Raw genomic sequence first — 20,469 nt, forward strand, 5'->3', positions numbered from 1 at the left:
CTTCAATGCCTTCGGGCGGCCGGGCGGCATTGAGATGAAACGACCCCCACGCTCCCCCGCTTCGCGAGGTCCGCTGCCCCCCGAGGGGGCGCCTCAATGCCTTCGGGCGGCCGGGCGGCATTGAAATGCGCGCCGCACTCTGGCTCCTGGCCCTCTTCGGCATCGCGTCGGCCGTGGCGCTGTTCGCGGGCAACAACGAGGGCACGATCACCGTGTTCTGGCCGCCCACGCGGGTGGACCTGTCGCTCAATCTCGTGCTGGCGCTGCTGGTGCTGCTCTTCGTGGGGCTGCACTTCGCGCTGCGCGCGCTGACGGCGCTGTTCTCGCTGCCGCGGCAGGCGCGCCAGTGGCGGCTGCAGCAGAAGGAGCGCAACCTGCACGTGGCCCTGCTCGACGCCATGGCCCAGCTGATGGCTGGCCGCTTCACGCGCGCACGCAAGTCGGCGCAGGCCGCGCTGGCGCAGGAGCGCACGCTGGCGGCCCTCGACGCCGAGCTGCCGCAGGCCCGCCAGCTGCGCGTGATGGCGCACCTGCTGGCCGCTGAAAGCGCACAGTCGCTGCAGGACCATCCGGCGCGCGACGCCCACCTGCAGCAGGCGCTGAACGACCGCGACGAGCGCGGCGGCCCGTCCCTGCTGCCCGAACTGCGCGAAGGCCTGCAATTGCGCTCGGCACGCTGGGCGCTCGAAGACCGCGATCCGGCCGCGGCGCTGGGCCGCCTGGCCGAGCTGCCGCAGGGCGCGCAGCGCCGCACGCTGGCGCTGCGCCTGCGGCTGAAGGCCGCGCGCCAGGCCCAGCGCACGCAGGAGGCGCTGGAAACGGCGCGCCTGCTGGCCAAGCACCGGGCCTTCTCCCCCGTGGCCGGCCCCACGATCGTGCGTGGCCTGGTCAGCGAATGGATCGCTGCGGCGCACGACCCCTTGCAACTGCAGCGCGTGTGGAGCGAACTCGACCCCGGCGAGCGCGCCATGCCCGAAATCGCCATTCAGGCCGCGCAGCGCATGGTGCAGCTGGGCGGCGAGGGCGCCATCGCGCGCGGCTGGCTGCTGCCGGTGTGGGAGCGCGTGGTGGCGGCGCCCGACGCGCTGGGCGACGCCTGGCGCATGAAGCTGGTGCAGGTGCTGGAAGCCGGGTTCGACGAAGTGGACGCCGACTGGCTGGCCCGCATCGAAAGCGCCCATCAGCAGCACCCGCGCGATCCGCTGCTGCAGTACCTGGCGGGCATCGCCTGCCTCAAGCGCCAGCTCTGGGGCAAGGCGCAGCAGCACCTGAGCCAGGCGGCGCGCAGCCTGGGCGGCGGACCGCTGGCACGCCGCGCCTGGGTGGCGCTGGCACGCATGGCCGACTCGCGCGGCGACACGGCTGCGGCCGCGCAGGCCTGGCGCGCGGCGGCCGAAGCCGATCTCTGATCAGTACAGCTGCGGTGCCGGGTCGCGCGAGGGACGGCGCCAGACCTCGCTGGTCAGCAGGTTGATCTTGCCGTCCAGCTGCGCGTCGGCGGCGATCTGGCGGATGCCGGGGCCGCCCAGCACCTTGACCAGCGCTTGGTCCACCTGGTCGCGCAAGGCCCGGTCACCCTTGCGCATCATCAGCGCGTAGGGCTCGATGGTCTCCATCACGCGGCGGCGCGAGATTTCCGGGTCGGTGGGCACCAGCACGCTGTCGGCGAACAGGGTGTCGATGTCCTTCTTCTTGAGCTTCTCGATGCCGTCCTCGTAGCTGGCCACCGGCACCACCGCGTCGATGACCGATGAGCCCTTGCTGGCGGCCCGCTTGGCCATGATCCCGGCCGCGGTGGAATTGGCCAGCACACCCACGCGGCCGAACTGCAGCGGGTTGGCGTAGCGCACCTCGTCCTTGCGGTAGGACACGACGATGCCCGACACGAAGAAGGTGTTCGAGAAATCGACTTTCTGTGCACGCTCCGCCGTGTGGGTGGTGCTGCCGCATTGCAGGTCGATGCGGCCGTCCTCCAGCATCTCGAAGGAGGCGGCCAGCGACACGGGCATCGCCTGAATGCGCAGCGGCCGCTTGAGTTCGCTTTCCATCTGCTGCACCACCGCCTGGCACACCGACCAGGAGAAGCCGGCCGGCCTGCCCTGGCCGTCGTAATAGGCGAAGGGCGGCGCGCTGTCGCGCACGCCGATGCGGATCACGCCTTCCGACTGGATCCGCGCCAGCGTGCCGCCAGCGCCGTTGGGCTGCGCGTGCCCCGGCGCCGCACCAAGGAATGCCAGCGCGAGACCCACGCCCCGTGCCCAGTTCATGACCTGCTTCATGTGACCCCCTCGACGTCTTGTGGTTGTGACGGGCGGAATGTAGAAGTCGGCCTGCGGGGCGCGAGAGTAAAAAATCAACAGTTCCTTTCGTGGCGCAGCGATGACAGCAGAACGTGTGAGGGACTGCACGGACGGCGGGGCTTGCGGCCCGCCTTCGATTGTCAGGAAATGTGCCGAAGCCCACTCAGGAGTGGGGTTGGCGGCAGATGAGGCCCTTGCCTGGCGCGCCTGCAGTCGGCGCTCAGCCAGCCTCGCCGGCTTGCAGCAGCCGCTGCGCCAGGCCTTCCAGCGCGGCATCCGAGAGGTCATCGGTGCTGCAACTGCGGCGCTGCGCCCAGCGGTGGAAATGCCGGGCGTGCGAGCGCGCATAGTGCGGGTCGTAGTGCAGCGCCATCAGTTCGGCGAACAGCGCGCGCAAATCGCCCGCGCGGGCCCAGGCCTGCCAGCGCGCCACGGTTTCCTTGCCGTGCGCTTCCTTGAAATGGCCCAGCAGCGCGGCGAAGGCCTCGGGGTCCTCGCCCAGGTCGGCATAGTCGCGCAGCAGGTAGGCCAGCCGGGCTTCGCGCGTCGCCTGCAGTTCGACGATGGGCGCCTCGCGCATGCGCGTCACCAGCCCGGGTGGCAGGGCCAGGCGGCCGATGCGCGGACTCTCGCCTTCGATGAAGACGGGCCGCGTCAAGTCGAAGCGGGCCAGCTCGGTGGCCAGCAGGGTCTCGAAGTGCTTCTGCGACGGCTGCGGCACCCCGCGCCGTGCCCCCAGCAGCGAGCCGCGGTGGCCGGCCAGCCCTTCCAGGTCCAGCACTTGCGCGCCCTGCTGCGCCATGTGCTGCAGCAGCCGCGTCTTGGCGCTGCCCGTGGCGCCGCACAGCACCACCAGCGGCAGCCGCGGGCTGCGCTGCGCGATCTCGTCGATCACGTGGCGGCGAAAACTCTTGTAGCCGCCTGCGAGCTGCTGCGCGTCCCAGCCGACCAGGCGCAGCCAGTTCACCATGGCGCCGCTGCGCAGGCCGCCGCGCCAGCAGTAGACCAGCGGCTTCCAGTGCGCGGGCTGTTCGTGGAAGCGTTCGCGCAGGTGCCGCGCCAGATTGGCCGCCACCATGGCGCCGCCCACGCGCCGGGCCTCGAAGGCGCCAGTCTGCTTGTAGATCGTGCCCACGATGCGGCGCTCTTCGTCGTCGAGCACGGGGCAGTTGATGGCACCGGGAATGTGGTCGAGCGCGAACTCGGCGGGCGAGCGCGCGTCGATGACCGTGTCGAAGCGAGCGATGTCGCCGACACGGACGGGGCCGCGTGTGCTCATGGCCTGGGCCTTCGACGCGCAGCGGCGGCGCTCAGGCCAGCCGCTCCTTCACATAGCTGGCGCGGTCCATGTCCACGATCTCCACGCTCAGCTGCAGCATCAGGCCGGCGGGGCGGGGCAGTTCGGCGCGCAGCACGGTGGCGATGCGCTCGGCCAGGTCCTTCTTGGCCTCGGGGCTGCGGCCAGCCATCAGGCGCAGCTGCGCATGCACGAAGGCGCGGCCCTCGGCTTGGTTGCCGACGCGGTAGTCGTCGAGCGCGAGCACGCGGGTCTTGAGATCGGCCTCGTCCAGGATCTCCGGGCTGGCCGTGACGCTGCGATTGAGCGCCGGCACGATGCGCTCGAAGGGGAAGTCGCCCAGGTTGCGGCTGTGTTCGATGACGAGATGGGGCATGGCGGATGGCGTGTGAGCGGAGTGCAGAAGGGGGCGGGCCGGCCGGTGCGGTGACTCAGGGCTCGGGGGCGGGCGCTGCGGGCCCAGGCCCGCGCGAAGGCGTGGACGTGGGTGGCGCCAACCCGGCATCGCGCAGCGCTTGCTGGGCTTCGGGCTGCGTCGGGTCGTAGTCGCGCGCCTGCTGCTCGGCGGCCTGGCGTTTGGCGCGGTCGGCGCTCGTGGGTTCGCGAAAGCGCACGTGCAGGCCGCTGCCGTCGTCCTCGTCGCTGAAGGCGTCGATGGCGGCCCCCACGCCCTTGCCGGTCAGCCGCGCGGTGCCGATGGCCGCTTCGGCCGCGAGGCCCACCGCGCCGGCGCCCACGCTGACGGCGGTGCCGGCCACGCTCACCACGGCACAGCCCGTGAGCACGGCGGCGCCGAGCAGGCCGGCCAGCAGTGCCCGCGCCGGGGGACGGGGCTGGCCGGGCGCTGTCATGGCTTGACCGCGGCGGGTGGGCTCGTCGTACCCGCTGGCGCAGCGGCCGGCTCCTGCTTCGCCGCCTTCAGCTCTTCGGGCGTCATCAGCTGGGGCGGCGGCAGGGCGGGCCACTTGTCACGCGAGTTGGGCTCGACATTCGGCGTGCCCACGCTCACCCCCACGGCCGCGCCGCGGTTGGAGGCGGCCACGCCCACGCCCGTGCTGCCGCAGCCGGCCACGAGCAGGGCCACGGCCAGGCCGAGGCCCGAAGCGACGCCAAGGCCGGCGCAAGCGGTGCGCGCAACCATCAGCGCACCCGCATGCCCGGCAGCGCGCCGGGGAAGGGCTCGAGCACGAAGATGCCCGGATGGGCCGCCTCGTCGGCATGGCTGGCGGCCAGCACCATGCCTTCGGAGAGGCCGAACTTCATCTTGCGCGGCGCCAGGTTGCCCACCAGCACGGTGAGCTTGCCCACCAGCTGCTCGGGCTGGTAGGCGCTCGCGATGCCGCTGAACACGTTGCGCGTCTTCGGCTGGCCGGCCTCGTCCTTCTCGCCCACATCCAGCGTCAGGCGCAGCAGCTTGGTCGAGCCTTCCACGGCCTCGCAGGCCAGGATCCTGGCGATGCGCAGGTCCACCTTGGCGAAGTCGTCGATGCCGATGGTCTCGGCCAGCGGCTCGCCGCCGGGGGCGTTCGGGTCGGCCACGGGTGCGGCCTTCTTGGCGGCCTTGGCGTCCTTCTTCGCAGCGGCGGCAGGGGCTGCAGCCGCGGCTTCGGCCGGCGGCTCGAACAGCGCGTCGAGCTGCTTCGCGTCCACGCGCTGCATCAGGTGCTGGTAGTCGCCGATGACATGGCCGGCGCCCAGCAGGCGGGCGGCGTCGTGCCATTGGAGGGGCTCGATCTGGAGGAAGGACTCGGCCTGCACGGCCAGCGCGGGCAGCACGGGCTTGAGGTACAGCGCCAGCAGGCGGAAGGCTTCGACGCAGGTGCTGCACACGGCCTGCAGGCGCGCGTCGGCGCCTTGCTGCTTGGCCAGCTCCCAGGGCTTGTTGGCGTCCACGTACTCGTTCACGCGGTCGGCCAGCAACATCACTTCGCGCATGGCGCGGGCGGTGTCGCGCTTTTCGTAGGCCTCGGCCACGGTGCCGGCCTGTGCCTGCAGCGCGGCCAGCAGCGCCTGCTCGGCCGCGCCGGCGGCGCCGAGCTGGCCGCCGAAGCGCTTGGACAAGAAGCCCGCCGCGCGGCTCGCGATGTTCACGAACTTGCCGATCAGGTCGCTGTTCACGCGCGCCATGAAGTCATCGCGGTTGAAGTCGATGTCCTCGTTGCGGCCGTTGAGCTTGGCCGCCAGGTAGTAGCGCAGCCATTCGGGGTTCATGCCCAGCTGCAGGTACTTGAGCGGGTCCAGGCCGGTGCCGCGGCTCTTGCTCATCTTCTCGCCGTTGTTCACGGTGAGGAAGCCGTGCACGCAGACCTTGTCGGGCGTCTTGCGGCCGCTGAACTTGAGCATGGCGGGCCAGAACAGCGTGTGGAAAGTCACGATGTCCTTGCCGATGAAGTGCACCTGCTCCAGTTCGGGCTGGGCCATGTACTGCTCGAAGGTCATGGCCGTGGGGTTCGGCGTGTCCTCGTCCACGTCGGCCTCGATGCGGGCCTTGTCCAGCAGGTTCTTGAGCGAGGCCAGGTAGCCCACGGGCGCATCGAGCCAGACGTAGAAGTACTTGCCCGGCGCGTCGGGGATCTCGATGCCGAAGTAGGGCGCGTCGCGGCTGATGTCCCAGTCGCCCAGGCCTTCGCTCTTGGTGCCGTCGGGGTTGTCGCGCACGCCGAACCATTCCTTGACCTTGTTGGCCACCTCGGGCTGCACGTGCACGCCGTTCTGCGTCCATTCCTGGAGGAACTGGACGCAGCGCTCGTCGGAGAGCTTGAAGAAGAAATGCTCCGAGTTCTTGAGCACCGGCTTGGCGCCCGACAGCGCCGAGTAGGGCTCGATCAGGTCCGTGGGCGCATAGACGGCACCGCACACCTCGCAGTTGTCGCCGTACTGGTCCTTGGCATGGCAGCGCGGGCACTCGCCCTTGATGTAACGGTCGGGCAGGAACATGTTCTTCTCGGGGTCGAAGAACTGTTCGATGGTGCGCGTCTCGATCAGGCCGGCGGCCTTCAGATCCTGGTAGATGGCCTGCGCCAGCTCGGTGTTTTCCGGGCTGTGCGTGGAATGCCAGTTGTCAAAGCGGATGTGGAAGCCGTCCAGGTACTGCTTGCGGCCCGCGGCGATGTCGGCCACGAACTGCTCGGGCGTCTTGCCGGCCTTTTCGGCCGCGATCATGATCGGCGCGCCATGCGCGTCGTCGGCCCCCACGAAGTTGACCTGCGCGCCCTGCATGCGCTGGAAGCGCACCCAGGTGTCGGCCTGGATGTACTCCAGCATGTGGCCGATGTGGAAGGGGCCGTTGGCATACGGCAGCGCGGTGGTGACGAAGATCTTGCGCGGGGCGGACATCGGGTGGGGCGCTCGCAGAACAGGAAGGGGAACACGGGGCCGGGCCGGCGCAGGCCGGTCGGCTGCGGCACGGGCGCACCGGGGTGCGCAAAGACGGCCAAAGGACGGGCATTTTAGGCAGCGTCACCGCGGTGCGCCGTGCGCGCGGCTATGCTCGACCGTGCCGCGGTGGGCTGTCGCCACCGCGACGCCTCCTCGCTGATCCAGGACTCCGCCATGACCACTTCTCCCTCTGCCATCCCTGCCACCCTGATTCCGGGCGACGGCATCGGCCCCGAGATCGTCGACGCCACGCTGGCCGCGCTCGACGCGCTGGGCGCCCCCTTCCAGTGGGACACGCAGGTGGCCGGCCTGGGCGGCGTGAAGGCCGCGGGCGACCCGCTGCCCGCCGCCACGCTCGACTCCATCCGGCGCACGCGGCTGGCGCTCAAGGGCCCGCTGGAAACGCCCTCGGGCGGCGGCTACCGTAGCTCCAACGTGCGCCTGCGCGAGGAATTCCAGCTCTATGCCAACGTGCGCCCCGCGCGCACCATCATCCCGGGCGGCCGCTTCGACGACATCGATCTGCTGGTCGTGCGCGAAAACCTCGAAGGCCTGTACATCGGCCACGAGCACTATGTGCCCATCGGCAACGACCCGCACGCCGTGGGCATGGCCACCGGCATCAACACGCGCGAGGGCTGCCGCCGCATCCTGCAGTACGCTTTCGACACCGCCGTCGCCACCGGCCGCAAGAAGGTCACGCTGGTGCACAAGGCCAACATCATGAAGGTGCTGACGGGCCTGTTCCTCGAAACCGGCCAGCAGCTCTACGCCGAGAAGTACCAGGGGAAGTTCGAGCTCGACGCCGTGATCGTCGACGCCTGCGCCATGAAGCTGGTGCTCAACCCCTGGCAGTTCGACATGCTGGTGACCACCAACCTGTTCGGCGACATCCTGTCGGACTTGGTGGCCGGCCTGGTCGGCGGCCTGGGCATGGCGCCCGGTGCCAACATCGGCACCGATGCGGCCATCTTCGAGGCCGTCCACGGCTCGGCCCCCGACATCGCCGGCAAGGGCATTGCCAACCCCATCGCCATCATGCTGGCGGCGGCGCTGATGCTGGAACACGTGAAGCGGCCCGAGCTGGCCCAGCGCCTGCGCACCGCCATCGACCAGACGCTGAACATCGACAACGTGCGCACGGGCGACCTGGGCGGCAGCGCCAACACGGCCGCCTTCACGAACGCGCTGGTGGCGCGCATCCGCAACGGCGGCTGAGCAACGTATGACCCTGCCCATCCTTTCCCCTGCCGAAGCCCGCGTGCTGGGCGTGCTGATCGAGAAGCAGCGCACCGTCCCCGACAGCTACCCGCTCACCCTGAACAGCCTGCTGGCCGGCTGCAACCAGAAGACCAGCCGCAACCCTGTGCTGGAGCTGAGCGAGGCGCAGGTGCAGGACGCCCTGGACAGCCTGCGCCGCCAGAGCCTGGTCGACGAAAGCAGCGGCGGCCGTGCCCTGCGCTACAGCCACAACGCCGACCGCGCGCTGCGCCTGCCCTCGCAGTCCGTGATCCTGCTGGCCGTGTTGATGCTGCGCGGCCCGCAGACCGCGGGCGAATTGCGCATCGCCAGCGACCGCATGCACAACTTCGCCGACATCTCGTCGGTGGAAGGTTTCCTGGACGAGATGGCCGAGCGCGCCGCCGGCGCGCTGGTCGTGAAGCTGCCGCGCCTGCCGGGTGCGCGCGAGGCACGGTGGGCGCATCTGCTGGCAGGTGCGGTGGAAGTGCCAGCCGCAGCCGCTTCTGCCGACGCAGCGCCGGGCGGGTACGGCCCCATCGCCGATGTGGCGGCCGGCGAAGTGGCCGCGCTGCGCGCGCAGGTGTCGCGGCTGGAGGGCGAGCTCGCGCACGTCAAGGGCCTGGTGGCGCGGGTGTATGCGGAGTTGGGGTTGCAGGAGTCAGAGGATGAAGCCTGACTGCATCGGATGACGAAAATCGCCAGAAACGTCGGTCGCATACCGGCCAGAAGCAGCCGGTCGGCTTGATAGAGCAGAGCGTCCGAATCTTGCGCATTGCTGCCGTCGAGATCGCATCGCACGACGAACCTGCTCCCGTAGAAGCCACATGCAGGCCTGATGGCATTTAACTGCGAGTGAAATCTATTGACAAGACTTTCGCTCTCGCTCTACATTAGTCCTCAAGGGTGAGCGATTCGCTCACGCGATCTTCAAGATTGAAGATTTCTCCAGCAGGAACGAAGGTTTGCTCTTCGCCAATCGCAAGTTTGGCGCTGGGTGTGACCATCACTCAGCTTTCGTCGGCTCAGGTCCCGGTATCCCCGGAACTCGATGTCCGGCGCGGACGACTAGGTCGCAGGGGCGGCTTGGCCAGTTCAGGAACGGTGGTGGGCTTCCGGGGCATCAGCAACTCCTTCCGGCTTTCGCTTTCTGCGGCTTGGGCGATGTCGCCCGGACTTGGAGATTTCCCATGCAGTCTTCTGACTTGAAGAAACTCGTGGTCGAGCTGGATGACTGGCTCGATGCGCGAGGTGGTTTGCTTGATGCCCCAGCTCGGGACGAGTTGAAGGCTTGAACCGCCCCGGCTTTCGCGGAGGCTGGTTGGCTTGAGTCAGGCCGAGCTGGCCTGCCGCTCAAGATTGCGATAGTAGGTGGTCTCGAACTCGGCGGGCGGCACGTAGCCCAGCGGGGCCATCAGCCGATGGTTGTTGAACCAGGACACCCACTCCAAGGTCGCTAACTCCACCGCCTCTCTGGTCTTCCAGGGCGCCCGGCGATGGATCAACTCGGCCTTGTACAGCCCGTTGATCGTCTCTGCCAGAGCGTTGTCGTAGGAGTCGCCCTTGCTGCCCACCGATGGCTCGATGCCGGCCTCGGTCAACCGCTCGGTGTAGCGAATGCTGACGTATTGCGACCCGCGGTCGCTGTGACACACGAGCGAGCCTTCCTGGCCGGGCTGGCGGGCGTACAGGGCCTGCTCCAGGGCATCGAGCACGAAGTCCGTGCGCATGCTCGTGCTCACCCTCCAGCCCACGATGCGCCGCGAGAACACGTCGATCACGAAGGCCACGTACAGCCAGCCCTGCCAGGTGGACACGTACGTGAAGTCGCTCACCCACAGCTGGTTCGGGCGCTGCGCGCTGAACTGCCGGTTGACCAGGTCCTGCGGGCATGGAGCTCGCGCATCGCCGATCGTTATGCGCACCACTTTGCCGCGCACGACCCCACGCAGCCCCATGCGGCGCATCAGGCGCTCGACGGTGCAGCGCGCCACCGTGTGGCCTTCGCGTTGCAGTTGCCGCCAGACCTTGTCAGCGCCGTAGACCCGCAGGTTGGCCTGCCACACCCGTTCGATGTGGGCCATCAGTTCCTGGTCTCGCTGGGCTCGGCCGCTGAGCAAGGCCGCATCGCGCTGCCGGGCAGCGTGCCGCCGGTAGGCCGATGGGGCGATCTGCAGCAGCCTGCAGATCGGCTCGACCCCATGCCGCTGGCGGTGCCGGTCCACGAAGGCGTACATCACTTCAGCCGGCGGTCGAGCTCCGCCTGGGCGAAAAACGCGCTGGCCAGCTTGAGGATCTCGTTGGCGCGGCGAAGCTCGCGCACTTCGCGCTCCAGTTCTTTGACGCGCTTGGCCTCGGCCGTGGTCACGCCTTCGCGTTGACCCGTGTCACGCTCGTGCTGACGCACCCAGTTCAGCAGCGTCTGCGGCGTGCTGCCGATCTTGCCGGCGATCGATACAACCGCCGCCCATTGCGATTCGTGCTCCTCTCGGTGCTCGAACACCATGCGCACCGCACGCTCGCGAACCTCCGGCGAAAACTTCACTGACTTCCTCATGATGGCTCCATCTTCTCAAACGAGGGAGCCTCCGCGAAAACCGGGGCGGTTCACAGAGCCGACGACGCCGAGCGTTGCGTCGACAGTTGGGCTCGATGTTCTGCCTTTCTAACCTTTGCGCCATCCAGTGCCGTCTTTCGCACCTCCATTTCTGACAGGCTGAAGTCCGCCAGCAGCGGTCACCCGCCGCGAAGCCGCGAGCGACAGCTCCGGGCACGTAGCCGTCCTTGCAGGTACAGCGACGCCGTCTTTCTCGCACGATTTCAGCTGCCATCGCAGCATGACCTGGAGAACAAAAAACGGCCACCCCTTCGGTGGCCGTTTTCGGAGTCGATGCAGTGGGTTGCAGCGTCAATCCGCCGCCGCAAAGTGCGGCGCCGGATGCACCGCATCCCCCTGGTAAAACGCCGCGAAGCGCTCGAACTGCCGCTGGGCATCGGCAGCATCCACGCCTTCCTTGAGCACGGCGCTGGTAAAGCCCGTGCGCTGCATCTGCACCAACTGGTCGATCAGCACGTCGCCGGTGGCGCGCAGTTCGCCGGCAAAGCCCAGGCGGCGGCGCAGCAGAAAGGCCTGGCTGTAGGCGCGGCCGTCGGTGAAGGCCGGGAAATGCAGGTCGATGCGGTCGATCTGCGCCAGCTGGTCCTTCAGCGTGTGCGGGTCCACGTCGTTGGCCAGCGCGATCTGGCGCGTGCCGTCGGCTTCGGTGTGCTCCCCGTGCGCGAGGATGCGCAGGGTCTGGGCGCTGCTGTTCGGCGCTGCCGTTGTGCTGGCGCTGCTCATGCCGCCACCTCTTCGTCGGCCTTGTGGCGTGCGGCGTTGGCGGCGGCCTTGAAGGGGTCGTGGCCCACGCGGCGCAGGGTGTCGATGAAGGTCTCCCAGCGGCCGCCCGGGGCGGGCTGGCGCTGGTCGCGGTAGGTGCCGAGCACGGCCTCGATCACATCCGGCACTTCCGCGGCCGAAAACGAGGGGCCGACCACCTTGCCGGCCTGGGCCGGGCCGCTGAGGTCCGAACCGTCGGAGCCCGCCAGCGTGACCTGGTACCACTCCTTGCCGTCCTTGTCGACGCCGAGGATGCCGATGTGGCCGCTGTGGTGGTGGCCGCAGCTGTTGATGCAGCCGCTGATGTGCAGGTCGATCTCGCCCAGGTCGTCGAGCTCGTCCAGGTCCTGGTAGCGCTCGGTGATGGCTTCGGCAATCGGGATCGAGCGTGCATTGGCCAGCGCGCAGAAGTCGCCGCCGGGGCAGGCGATCATGTCGGTCAGCAGGTGCACGTTGGCGCTGGCGAAGCCGGCGGCCCGCGCGGCCTGCCACAGCTCGAACAGGTCGTCGGCATGCACCCAGGGCAGCAGCACGTTCTGGTCGTGCGTCACGCGCACTTCGCCGGCCGAGAAGCGGTCGGCCAGGTCGGCGACGGTGTCGAGTTGGTCGGCATCGGCGTCGCCGGGCGCCTGGCCCCGGCGCTTGAAAGAGAGCGTCACGGCGCGCAGCGCCGGGTTCTTGTGCGGTGCCACGTTGCGCTGCAGCCAGCGGCCGAACATCGGCTCGGCGGCGGCATGCACGGCCAGCGCGGCTTCGGCCTGGGCCGGGTCGTGGGCACGCCCGGGCAGGGCAGGCGGCACGAAGCAGGCGGCCACGCGGTCGAATTCGGCCTGCGGGATGGTGTGCGGGGCGCCGTCGAGTTCCACGATCTCGCGGAATTCCTTCTCGACCTCGTCGATGTAGGTTTGGCCTTCGGCCTTCACCAGGATCTTGATGCGCGCCTTGTACTTGTTGTCGCGGCGGCCCCAGCGGTTGTACACGCGCACCACCGCTTCCAGGTAGTTCATGATCTGCTGCCAGGGCAGGAACTCGCGCAGCACCACGCCCACCATGGGCGTGCGGCCCATGCCGCCGCCCACGCGCACCTGGAAGCCGATCTCGCCGGCTTCGTTCTTCAGCAGGCGCAGGCCCACGTCATGCCAGCCGGTGGCGGCGCGGTCCTCGGCCGCGCCGGTGATGGCGATCTTGAACTTGCGCGGCAGGAAGGCGAATTCGGGGTGCAGCGTGCTCCACTGCCGCATGATCTCGGCGTAGGGGCGCGGGTCCACGGCCTCGTCCACGGCGATGCCGGCGCGCTCGTCGCTCGTGATGTTGCGGATGCAGTTGCCGCTGGTCTGGATGCCGTGCATGTCCACCGACGCCAGCAGGTCCATCACGTCGGCACTCTTGGCCAGCGGGATCCAGTTGTACTGGACGTTCTGGCGCGTGGTGAAGTGCGCGTAGTGCGTGGGCAGTTTCACGGTGCCCAGCAACCCCTGCGTTTCCAGGGCCTGCTTGTAGACGGCGGCTTCGGGCTCGTCGTACTCGCGCGCGATGCGGGCCAGCACACGCAGCTGGCGGCTGGCCAGCTCGCCGTACGGCACGGCCACGCGCAGCATGGGCGCGTAGCGCTGCACGTACCAGCCGTTCTGCAGGCGCAGGGGCAGGAACTCGTGGTCGGCCAGCTTGCCGGCCTGCCAGCGCTCGAGCTGGTCGCGGAACTGCGCGGCGCGCTGGCGCACGAACTGGCGGTCGAAATCGGTGTACTGATACATCGTGTGTGGGGACGGCTCGGCAGCGCAGGCACCGCCGATGGGACGGAGCCGGCACTGTACGGAAAGTGCTTATCCATCCCAACTATTTTTTGGTGCGGCGCTTATGCGGATAAGCATATGCGCCAGCATTCATGCGGCTTCCGGCGGCTTGGGAGCGGTGATCCGGATAAGGCGCCGGATCTCGAATTTTAGGTGCGCGGGGCGCCGGCGCCGGGGGCCGGCCCCAATGCCGCAGCGGCGCTGGGGGTTGAGCGGGCGGCCTGGAGCGCCCGCCGGAGCGGCGGCGCACGCAAAGCCTCGCGGCGCATCCCCGTCGGATCGGGCCGCACTCGCATGCCTGCCCGCGTCACGTATGGCGCCTACCTAGTCCGCCCTGAACAACTCGCAAGCCCTTGATCTGACTGGTTGTTCTTCGAGTTGATGGGCGCGGGATTTGCAAGGTATGGTCTTGCCAGTGCCTGTTTTCTTGCAAATTTCTCCGGGGAGTCCGATGGGTCCGAAGCCTTCGCAGCCGCAAACGGGCGAGTTGTTTCGTCCACGACTGGACGAGCAGATCAACATGAAGCATCCGCTGGTCAGGCTGGGCGCGCTGATCGACTGGGCCGAGATCGAGCGCACGTTCGCGGTGTCGTTCACTTCGGGGCGCGGGCGGCCCGCCTTGGCGCCGCGCCTGGTCGCCGGGCTGCTGTACCTGCAGCACACCTTCGATGCCTCCGACGAGGCGGTGGTCAACACCTGGGTGGAGAACCCATACTGGCAGTTCTTCTGCGGCGAGACCTACCTGCAGACCGAGCTGCCCATTGACCCGTCCAGCCTGACGCGCTGGAGAAAGCGCGTTGGGGAAGAAGGCGTGGAGATGCTGCTGGCGGCCAGCATCGATGCCGCCCGGCGTGGTGGCGTCATCAAGAAAGCCAGCGTGCAGCAAGTGATCGTGGACACCACGGTGATGCCCAAGGCTATCGCTCACCCCACCGACAGCCGCCTGCTGGAGCGAGGCCGCCAGCACCGGGTCAAGGTGGCCGAGGGCAATGGGCTGAAACTGCGCCAGAACTACAACCGCATCGCCCCACGGCTGGCCGCGCAGATCGGGCGCTACGCCCACGCCAAGCAGTTCAAGCGCATGAACAAGGCCGTTCGCACACTGCGCACCCGGGTTGGCCGCGTGCACCGCCACGTGGCCCGCCAACTGCACATGCGGCCCGAAGCGGCCCCGCCCAAGGTCCATGACCTGCTGCAGCCCACCGGCCGCATCCTCCGTCAACGCACGAAGGACAAGAACAAGCTGTACGCCCTGCACGCGCCCGAGGTCGAATGCATCAGCAAAGGCAAAGCCAGGACACCGTACGAGTTCGGCGTGAAGGTCAGCATCGCTACCACGTTGAAGGAAGGCCTGGTGGTGGGCATGCGCTCCATGCCGGGCAACCCCTACGACGGCCACACCCTGGCTGAGACACTGGAGCAGGTGGGCATCCTCACTGGCACGGACAGGCCGCCCGCCACGGCAATCGTGGACAAGGGCTACCGGGGTGTGAAAGTTGAAGGTGTGCGCATCCTGATGTCGGGCCAAAAGCGGGGCATCACCCGAACGCTCAGGGCCATGATCAAGCGGCGCAGCGCCATCGAACCGGCCATTGGGCACATGAAGATGGACGGGCGGCTGGGCCGCAACCCGCTCAAGGGTGCGCTGGGCGATGCGCTGCACGCGGTGATGTGCGGTGCCGGGCATAACCTGCGCCTGATCCTGGCCGCGCTGCGGCTTTATTGCGCCCGATTCGGGTTATCGATGCAGGCGGTCATCGCCGCACTGCTGGCCGCTCCTGGCGACGTCAGCCTATCTGTAGCTGACAACTGAATTGTTCAGGGCTGACTACCTAGCATCCGGGCGCGACTGCATTTCGACAAACCCTTTCTCCTTCCATCCCATGAAGCCTTGCGTCCTGCCCCTGCCGAGTCCTGCGCCGCGGCGCTTCGCCCTGGGCGCGCTGGCGGCCGCCACCCTGGCCCTGGCCGCCTGCGGCGGCGGCGATGGCGGCGTCTTCGTCGGCCTGCCGCCGGTGCCCGAAACCCCGGCGCCCGTGCGCTACCGGACGCTGGACGGCACGCCGCCCCAGGTGATCGCCCACCGCGGCCTGTCGGGCCTGTACCCCGAGCAGACGCGCATGGCCTACGAGAAGGCGGCCGACGCGGGCGCCGACATGCTCGAGATGGACATGCACCTGACGCGCGACTGCCAGCTGGTCGCGCGCCACAACGCCTGGCTCAGCGACAGCACCAACGTGGCCGAGGTGGCCAAGTCCAACGCCACAGTGGCCGCACGCAAGCGCACCACGCCCGGCGTGTGGGTGGACGTGAAGTATCCCGCCGTTCCCGCCAACGGCCCGGCGCAGTACCTGAGCGACCAGCTCGACCCGCGCGACCCGAAATCGGTGCTGCAGGCCCTGGTGGTCGACGGCGAGGACCACACCGACGACTGGTCGATCAGCGACTTCACGATGAAGGAGCTGAGCGAGTGGCTGCGCGGCACCACGCTGGACAACCGCGCCGAGCGCCCGACGGAATTCAACGGCCAACTGCCGCTGATCAGCGCGCAGGAGGTGATCGACATCGCCGTGGCCAAGGGCAAGGAGCACCAGCGCACCATCGCGGTGTACGCCGAGACCAAGAACCCCTACTGGAACAACCAGCAGGCCATTGCCAACGGCTGCGGCGCGCCGGGTTCGTCGCCCTTCGAAGACGCGGTGATGAAGCTGCTGGAACGCAACAAGCTCAACACCCCGGCGTCGCCGATCTACATCCAGAGCTTCGACCCGCAAAGCCTCAAGACCCTGCGCAAGGCGGGCATGAAGGCCAAGGCCGTGCAGCTGATCGACGGCAACGACTTCAACCTCAAAGACGGCTCGATGGTCTTCATCACCGACGACGCGTGGACCTTCATCAGCGGCCGGCCCTACAGCTGGACGCTGGCCGGCGACGCGCGCACCTTCGGCGCCATGCTCACGCCCGAGGGCCTGGCCGAGATCCGGACCTATGCCGACGGCATCGGCCCGTGGAAGCCGCAGATCCTCGCGCATTCGGTGGTGCCGTACAAGGAAGGCGCCGGGCTGAAGGACGTCAACACGCTCAAGGACACGGGCCTGATCGCCCGCGCGCACCAGGCCGGGCTGGTGGTGCACAGTTTCACCTTCCGCAACGAGCCGGGGCGCCTCGCGGGCTTGTACCAGGGCGACCCGGTGCAGGAATTCCTGGCCTACTACCGCCTGGGCATCGATGGCGTGTTCACGGACTTCCCGCAGACCGGTGTGAAGGCCCGGGAAGCCTACGAGCAGGAACTCAAGAAGAAGTAGGCGCAGGAAGAAGCCGGCCCGGCGTGCCGCACGGCCGCGCCGCGCCGCCTCACGGCAGGTCGGCCGGAACATCCGCAATCCGAAGAGCGCCGGCGCGGGTCATGGACGGGTGCTGTAGGCGAGGGGCGCGAATGCCGTGTGGCGGGGCCTTGCTGCCCCCAGGGCGGCACCAGGGCCGATCAGAATGCGGGCATGACTGACCGCTTCTTTTTTCCGCGCGCCTGGCCGGCCTGCGGCGCGCTGGTGCTGGGCCTGGCCGGCTGTGCGGCGCCCGGTGCCGGTTCGCCGACCGCGCCTGCGGCCGCGCCCGCCGCGCCGACCCTGCCTGCGCCGCCCGCGCCTTCGACAGCTCCGGCCCCCGTTCCTGCCCCCGCCGTGCCGGCCGCCCCCGCCGCGGCGCCCGACGTCGCCGCGCAGGCGCAGGCGCAGGCCTTTGCCCAATGGGTCGCGCAGTTCCGCGCCGAGGCGCGCGCGGCCGGCATCGCCGAAGGCACGCTGCATAGCGCCTTCGATGGCGTGCAACTGCGGCCCGACGTGATCGCGCGCGACCGCTCGCAGGCCGAGTTCACGCGCGCGGTGTGGGACTACCTGGACACCGCCGCCTCCGACGCGCGCGTGGCGCGGGGCCAGCAGCGCCTGCAGGAATGGCGCAGCGAACTGGACGCCGCCGCCGCGCGCCATGGCGTGCCGGCCGAGATCGTGGCGGCGATCTGGGGGATGGAGAGCAACTACGGCGCCAACTACGGCGACGTCCCGACCATCGATGCGCTCGCCACGCTGGGTTTCGACGGCCGCCGAGGCCCCTGGGCGCGCGGGCAGCTGATGGCCGCGCTGCGCATCCTGCAAAACGGCGACATCCCGCGCGAGCGCATGATCGGCTCGTGGGCCGGCGCCATGGGCCAGACGCAGTTCCTGCCCAGCGTGTTCCTCGCGCATGCGGTGGACGCCGACGGCGACGGCCGGCGCGACATCTGGGGCAGCATGCCCGACGTGATCGCGTCGACCGCCAACTTCCTGCGCCACGAGGGCTGGCAGCCCGGGCAGCCCTGGGGCGTGGAAGTGCAGCTGCCGCCGGGCTTCGATGTCGCACGCGCCGATGGCGAACTGCGCCAGTCCGCCGCGCAATGGGCGGCCGAGGGCGTGCGCCGCGTCGATGGCGCGGCGCTGCCGGACCTGCCCGACGCGGCGCTGCTGCTGCCGGCCGGCGCGCGCGGCCCGGCCTTCCTGGTCGGGGCCAACTTCCGCACCCTCCTTCGCTACAACAACGCCACCAGCTATGCGCTGGGCGTGGGGCTGCTGGCGCAGCGGCTGGCGGGCGGGCCCGGCGTGCAGGCGGCCTGGCCGCGCGAGCTCACGCCCTTGCGCCGCGAGGAGGTGCGCGCCTTGCAGCAGGCGCTGCATGCGCGCGGCTTCGACAGCGGCACGCCCGACGGCGTGGTGGGCCGCGCCACGCGCGCCGCGCTGCGCGCCTGGCAGCGAAGCGCCGGCCTGCCGCCGGACGGCTATCCGACGGTGCAGCTGCTGGAGCAATTGACCGCGCCGCGCTGAGCGCGCGCAGGGCCGGCCGTGCGCGGCCGCTCGCGCCCCGGCCGGCGCCGGCGCCGGCGCTCAGGCCGCCACGAAAAGCAGCAGCGAGCGCGCCGTCACGGTGTAGCTGCTTTCGGCCTCGAAACGCGCGGCCTCGTCGGGCGCGCCGTCCAGGGCGGTGTCGATGGCCAGTTGCCATTCGCGGCCTTCGCCGTGCGCGGGCAGCCGGAAGTCCAGCGCATCCTCCCAGGCGTTGAAGACGATGAGCACGCTGCGGTCCAGCCCGCGCCGCGCGATGGCCGTGGCGCGCGCATGGCCTTCCAGCAGCATGCCGAAGCAGCGCGTGCGCGGGTCGTCCCAGTGCGCCTGGTCCATGGCTTCGCCGCTGCAGGCCAGCCACTTCACGTCGTGCACCTCCAGTTCCTCGTCGTAGGCGCCGGTCAGGAAGCGGTTGCGCCGCAGCACGGGCAGGGCGTCGCGCAGATGCGTGAGGCGCTGCACGAACGCGCGCAGCGAACGGCCGGCGTCGTCGATGCCTTCCCAGTCGAACCACGACAGCGCGTTGTCCTGGCAGTAGGCGTTGTTGTTGCCCTGCTGCGTGCGCCCGAACTCGTCGCCGGCCAGCAGCATGGGCGTGCCCTGCGCCAGCAGCAGCGTGGCCAGCAGGTTGCGCTGCTGGCGCGCACGCAGGGCCCGCACGGCTTCGTCGTCGGTGGGGCCCTCGGCGCCGCAGTTCCAGCTCAGGTTGTCCGAATGGCCGTCGCGGTTGTCCTCGCCGTTGGCCTCGTTGTGCTTGTCGTTGTAGCTCACCAGGTCGGCCAGCGTGAAGCCGTCGTGCGCGGCGATGAAGTTGACGCTGGCCCAGGGCCGGCGGCCGCGCCGGTGGAAGCGGTCGGCGCTCGCGGTCATGCAGCCGGCCATCGCCGGCACCATCGATTCGTCGCCCTTCCAGAAGGCGCGCGCGGTGTCGCGGAAGCGGTCGTTCCATTCCGCCCAGCCGGGCGGAAAGCCGCCGACCTGGTAGCCGCCCGGGCCGCAGTCCCAGGGCTCGGCGATGAGCTTGACGCTGGACAGCACCGGATCCTGCCGGCAGCTCTTGAGGAAGCCGCCGTACTCGTCGAAGCCGTAGGGCTCGCGCGCGAGGATGGTGGCCAGGTCGAAGCGGAAGCCGTCCACGCGCATCTCGGTGACCCAGTAGCGCAGGCTGTCGGTCACCATCTGCAGCACGCGCGGGTGGCTCAGGTTCAGCGTGTTGCCGGTGCCCGTGTCGTTGATGTAGTAGCGCGGGCCGGGGCCGTCGCCGCCGTCGGCGCCGCCGGGCATCAGGCGGTAGTAGCTGGCGTTGTCGATGCCCTTGAACGAGATCGTCGGCCCCAGCTCGTTGCCTTCGGGCGTGTGGTTGTAGACCACGTCCAGGATCAGCTCCAGGCCATGCGCATGCACGCGGTCGACCAGGTGCTTGAACTCGTCGATGCTGGGCGCATGCAGGTACTTGGGCTCCAGCGCGAAGAAGCCGATGGTGTCGTAGCCCCAGTAGTTCTTCAGGCCCTTGTCGTGCAGGAAGGACTGGGTCACGAAGCGCTGGATGGGCAGCAGCTCGATGCTGGTCACGCCCAGCTCGCGGATCTCCTGGAGCACGGCGTCCTGCGCGAAACCCGCGAAGGTGCCGCGCAGGTGCTCGGGCACGGCGGGGTGGCGCATGGTGTGGCCGCGCACGTGGGTTTCGTAGAGCACGGTGCGCTCCCACGGCACGCGCGGATGGTCGGGCTGCGTCCATTCGAAGCGCGAGTCCACCACCACGCACTTGGGCACGAAGGGCGCGCTGTCGCGTTCGTCGAAGCTCAGGTCGCCGTCGGGGTGGCCGACGGTGTAGCCGAAGATCTCGGGGCCCCAATGCACTTCGCCGATGTGCGCCTTGGCATAGGGGTCCAGCAGCAGCTTGTTCGGGTTGAAGCGGTGGCCCTTCTCGGGCTCGTAGGGGCCGTGCACGCGCAGGCCGTAGCGCGCGCCGGGCTCCAGGCCGGGCACGAAGCCGTGCCAGACCTCGTCGGTGTATTCGGGCAGCGTGACGCGGCCGATCTCGGCCTGCCCCGCCTCGTCGTAGATGCACACGTCCACGCGCGTGGCGTGGGCGGAGAACACGGCGAAATTGACGCCGCGGCCGTTGTACGTGGCACCCAAGGGATGGGGCAACCCCTCCTCGACCTGCATGCGAACCCTCCAGAGGCTGAACGAGGCCGCAAGTTAGTGC

At 69.4% G+C, this 20,469-nt stretch carries 16 protein-coding genes and 1 other annotated feature; of the genes, 6 read left to right on the forward strand and 10 right to left on the reverse strand.

Annotation, left to right across the window (positions count from 1 at the left end):
- The first annotated feature begins 125 nt into the window (after positions 1-125).
- A complete protein-coding gene (locus LG388_RS04005) occupies positions 126-1,409 on the forward strand; it encodes a heme biosynthesis HemY N-terminal domain-containing protein (protein WP_225781530.1) in 1,284 nt (427 codons plus the stop codon).
- Here the strand turns inward: LG388_RS04005 and LG388_RS04010 are convergent, their stop codons facing one another.
- The 6 genes from LG388_RS04010 to metG form a co-directional block, all read right to left on the reverse strand.
- Positions 1,410-2,267, reverse strand: coding sequence for a transporter substrate-binding domain-containing protein (locus LG388_RS04010; RefSeq protein ID WP_225781531.1), 858 nt, complete (start codon positions 2,265-2,267; stop codon positions 1,410-1,412). It abuts the gene before it with no gap.
- A 253-nt stretch (positions 2,268-2,520) separates the two neighbouring features.
- Complete coding sequence (gene mnmH, locus LG388_RS04015) at positions 2,521-3,579, reverse strand: tRNA 2-selenouridine(34) synthase MnmH (protein ID WP_225781532.1); 1,059 nt, start codon at positions 3,577-3,579, stop codon at positions 2,521-2,523.
- A 31-nt stretch (positions 3,580-3,610) separates the two neighbouring features.
- Complete coding sequence (locus LG388_RS04020; RefSeq protein ID WP_225781533.1) at positions 3,611-3,973, reverse strand: 5-carboxymethyl-2-hydroxymuconate Delta-isomerase; 363 nt, start codon at positions 3,971-3,973, stop codon at positions 3,611-3,613.
- Between the two features lie 55 nt (positions 3,974-4,028).
- Positions 4,029-4,448 (reverse strand): hypothetical protein, encoded by a 420-nt coding sequence (locus LG388_RS04025; RefSeq protein WP_225781534.1) that lies wholly within the window; start codon positions 4,446-4,448, stop codon positions 4,029-4,031.
- Positions 4,445-4,738, reverse strand: a complete 294-nt coding sequence (locus LG388_RS04030) for a hypothetical protein (RefSeq protein WP_225781535.1) — start codon at positions 4,736-4,738, stop codon at positions 4,445-4,447. Before LG388_RS04030 ends, LG388_RS04025 begins: the two co-directional genes overlap by 4 nt.
- Entirely contained in the window at positions 4,738-6,933 is a 2,196-nt protein-coding gene (gene metG, locus LG388_RS04035; protein WP_225781536.1) for a methionine--tRNA ligase, read from the reverse strand. The genes LG388_RS04030 and metG overlap by 1 nt, the downstream gene beginning before the upstream one ends.
- A 216-nt stretch (positions 6,934-7,149) precedes the next feature.
- Here metG and LG388_RS04040 point away from each other — a divergent pair, with 216 nt between their 5' ends.
- Both LG388_RS04040 and LG388_RS04045 read left to right on the forward strand, forming a co-directional pair.
- Positions 7,150-8,193 (forward strand): isocitrate/isopropylmalate dehydrogenase family protein, encoded by a 1,044-nt coding sequence (locus LG388_RS04040; protein WP_225781537.1) that lies wholly within the window; start codon positions 7,150-7,152, stop codon positions 8,191-8,193.
- A gap of 7 nt (positions 8,194-8,200) precedes the next feature.
- On the forward strand, positions 8,201-8,893 hold the full coding sequence (locus LG388_RS04045; protein WP_225781538.1) for a YceH family protein: 693 nt from the start codon (positions 8,201-8,203) through the stop codon (positions 8,891-8,893).
- A 652-nt stretch (positions 8,894-9,545) separates the two neighbouring features.
- On the opposite strand, the gene LG388_RS04050 is transcribed toward LG388_RS04045, so the two are convergent.
- The 3 genes from LG388_RS04050 to LG388_RS04060 form a co-directional block, all read right to left on the reverse strand.
- Positions 9,546-10,771 (reverse strand): IS3 family transposase gene (locus LG388_RS04050; RefSeq protein ID WP_225781539.1). Its coding sequence is split into 2 segments (ribosomal slippage): positions 9,546-10,483 and positions 10,483-10,771, totalling 1,227 coding nucleotides; the frame shifts between segments, so codons are not numbered across the junction.
- Positions 10,377-10,493: a sequence feature (AL1L pseudoknot), on the reverse strand. It overlaps the preceding gene by 117 nt.
- A 351-nt stretch (positions 10,772-11,122) precedes the next feature.
- On the reverse strand, positions 11,123-11,554 hold the full coding sequence (locus tag LG388_RS04055; RefSeq protein WP_370630095.1) for a DUF934 domain-containing protein: 432 nt from the start codon (positions 11,552-11,554) through the stop codon (positions 11,123-11,125).
- Positions 11,551-13,347: a nitrite/sulfite reductase gene (locus LG388_RS04060; protein WP_225781540.1), complete on the reverse strand. Its 1,797-nt coding sequence runs from the start codon at positions 13,345-13,347 to the stop codon at positions 11,551-11,553. The genes LG388_RS04055 and LG388_RS04060 overlap by 4 nt, the downstream gene beginning before the upstream one ends.
- Positions 13,348-13,837: 490 nt before the next feature.
- Between LG388_RS04060 and LG388_RS04065 the strand changes: the two genes are divergently transcribed.
- From LG388_RS04065 to LG388_RS04075, 3 genes are all read left to right on the forward strand, one after another.
- On the forward strand, positions 13,838-15,199 hold the full coding sequence (locus tag LG388_RS04065; protein ID WP_225781541.1) for an IS5 family transposase: 1,362 nt from the start codon (positions 13,838-13,840) through the stop codon (positions 15,197-15,199).
- Between the two features lie 70 nt (positions 15,200-15,269).
- A complete protein-coding gene (locus LG388_RS04070) occupies positions 15,270-16,691 on the forward strand; it encodes a glycerophosphodiester phosphodiesterase family protein (RefSeq protein WP_225781542.1) in 1,422 nt (473 codons plus the stop codon).
- 192 nt (positions 16,692-16,883) lie between these two features.
- A complete protein-coding gene (locus LG388_RS04075; protein WP_225781543.1) occupies positions 16,884-18,239 on the forward strand; it encodes a lytic murein transglycosylase in 1,356 nt (451 codons plus the stop codon).
- A 60-nt stretch (positions 18,240-18,299) separates the two neighbouring features.
- On the opposite strand, the gene glgX is transcribed toward LG388_RS04075, so the two are convergent.
- The gene (glgX, locus tag LG388_RS04080; RefSeq protein ID WP_225781544.1) at positions 18,300-20,429 is read right to left on the reverse strand and encodes a glycogen debranching protein GlgX; all 2,130 of its coding nucleotides are present in this window, start codon (positions 20,427-20,429) and stop codon (positions 18,300-18,302) included.
- Positions 20,430-20,469: the final 40 nt, after the last annotated feature.

Origin of the sequence: Xenophilus sp. Marseille-Q4582 (assembly GCF_916700565.1) — a bacterium.
Taxonomy (GTDB): domain Bacteria; phylum Pseudomonadota; class Gammaproteobacteria; order Burkholderiales; family Burkholderiaceae_C; genus Xenophilus.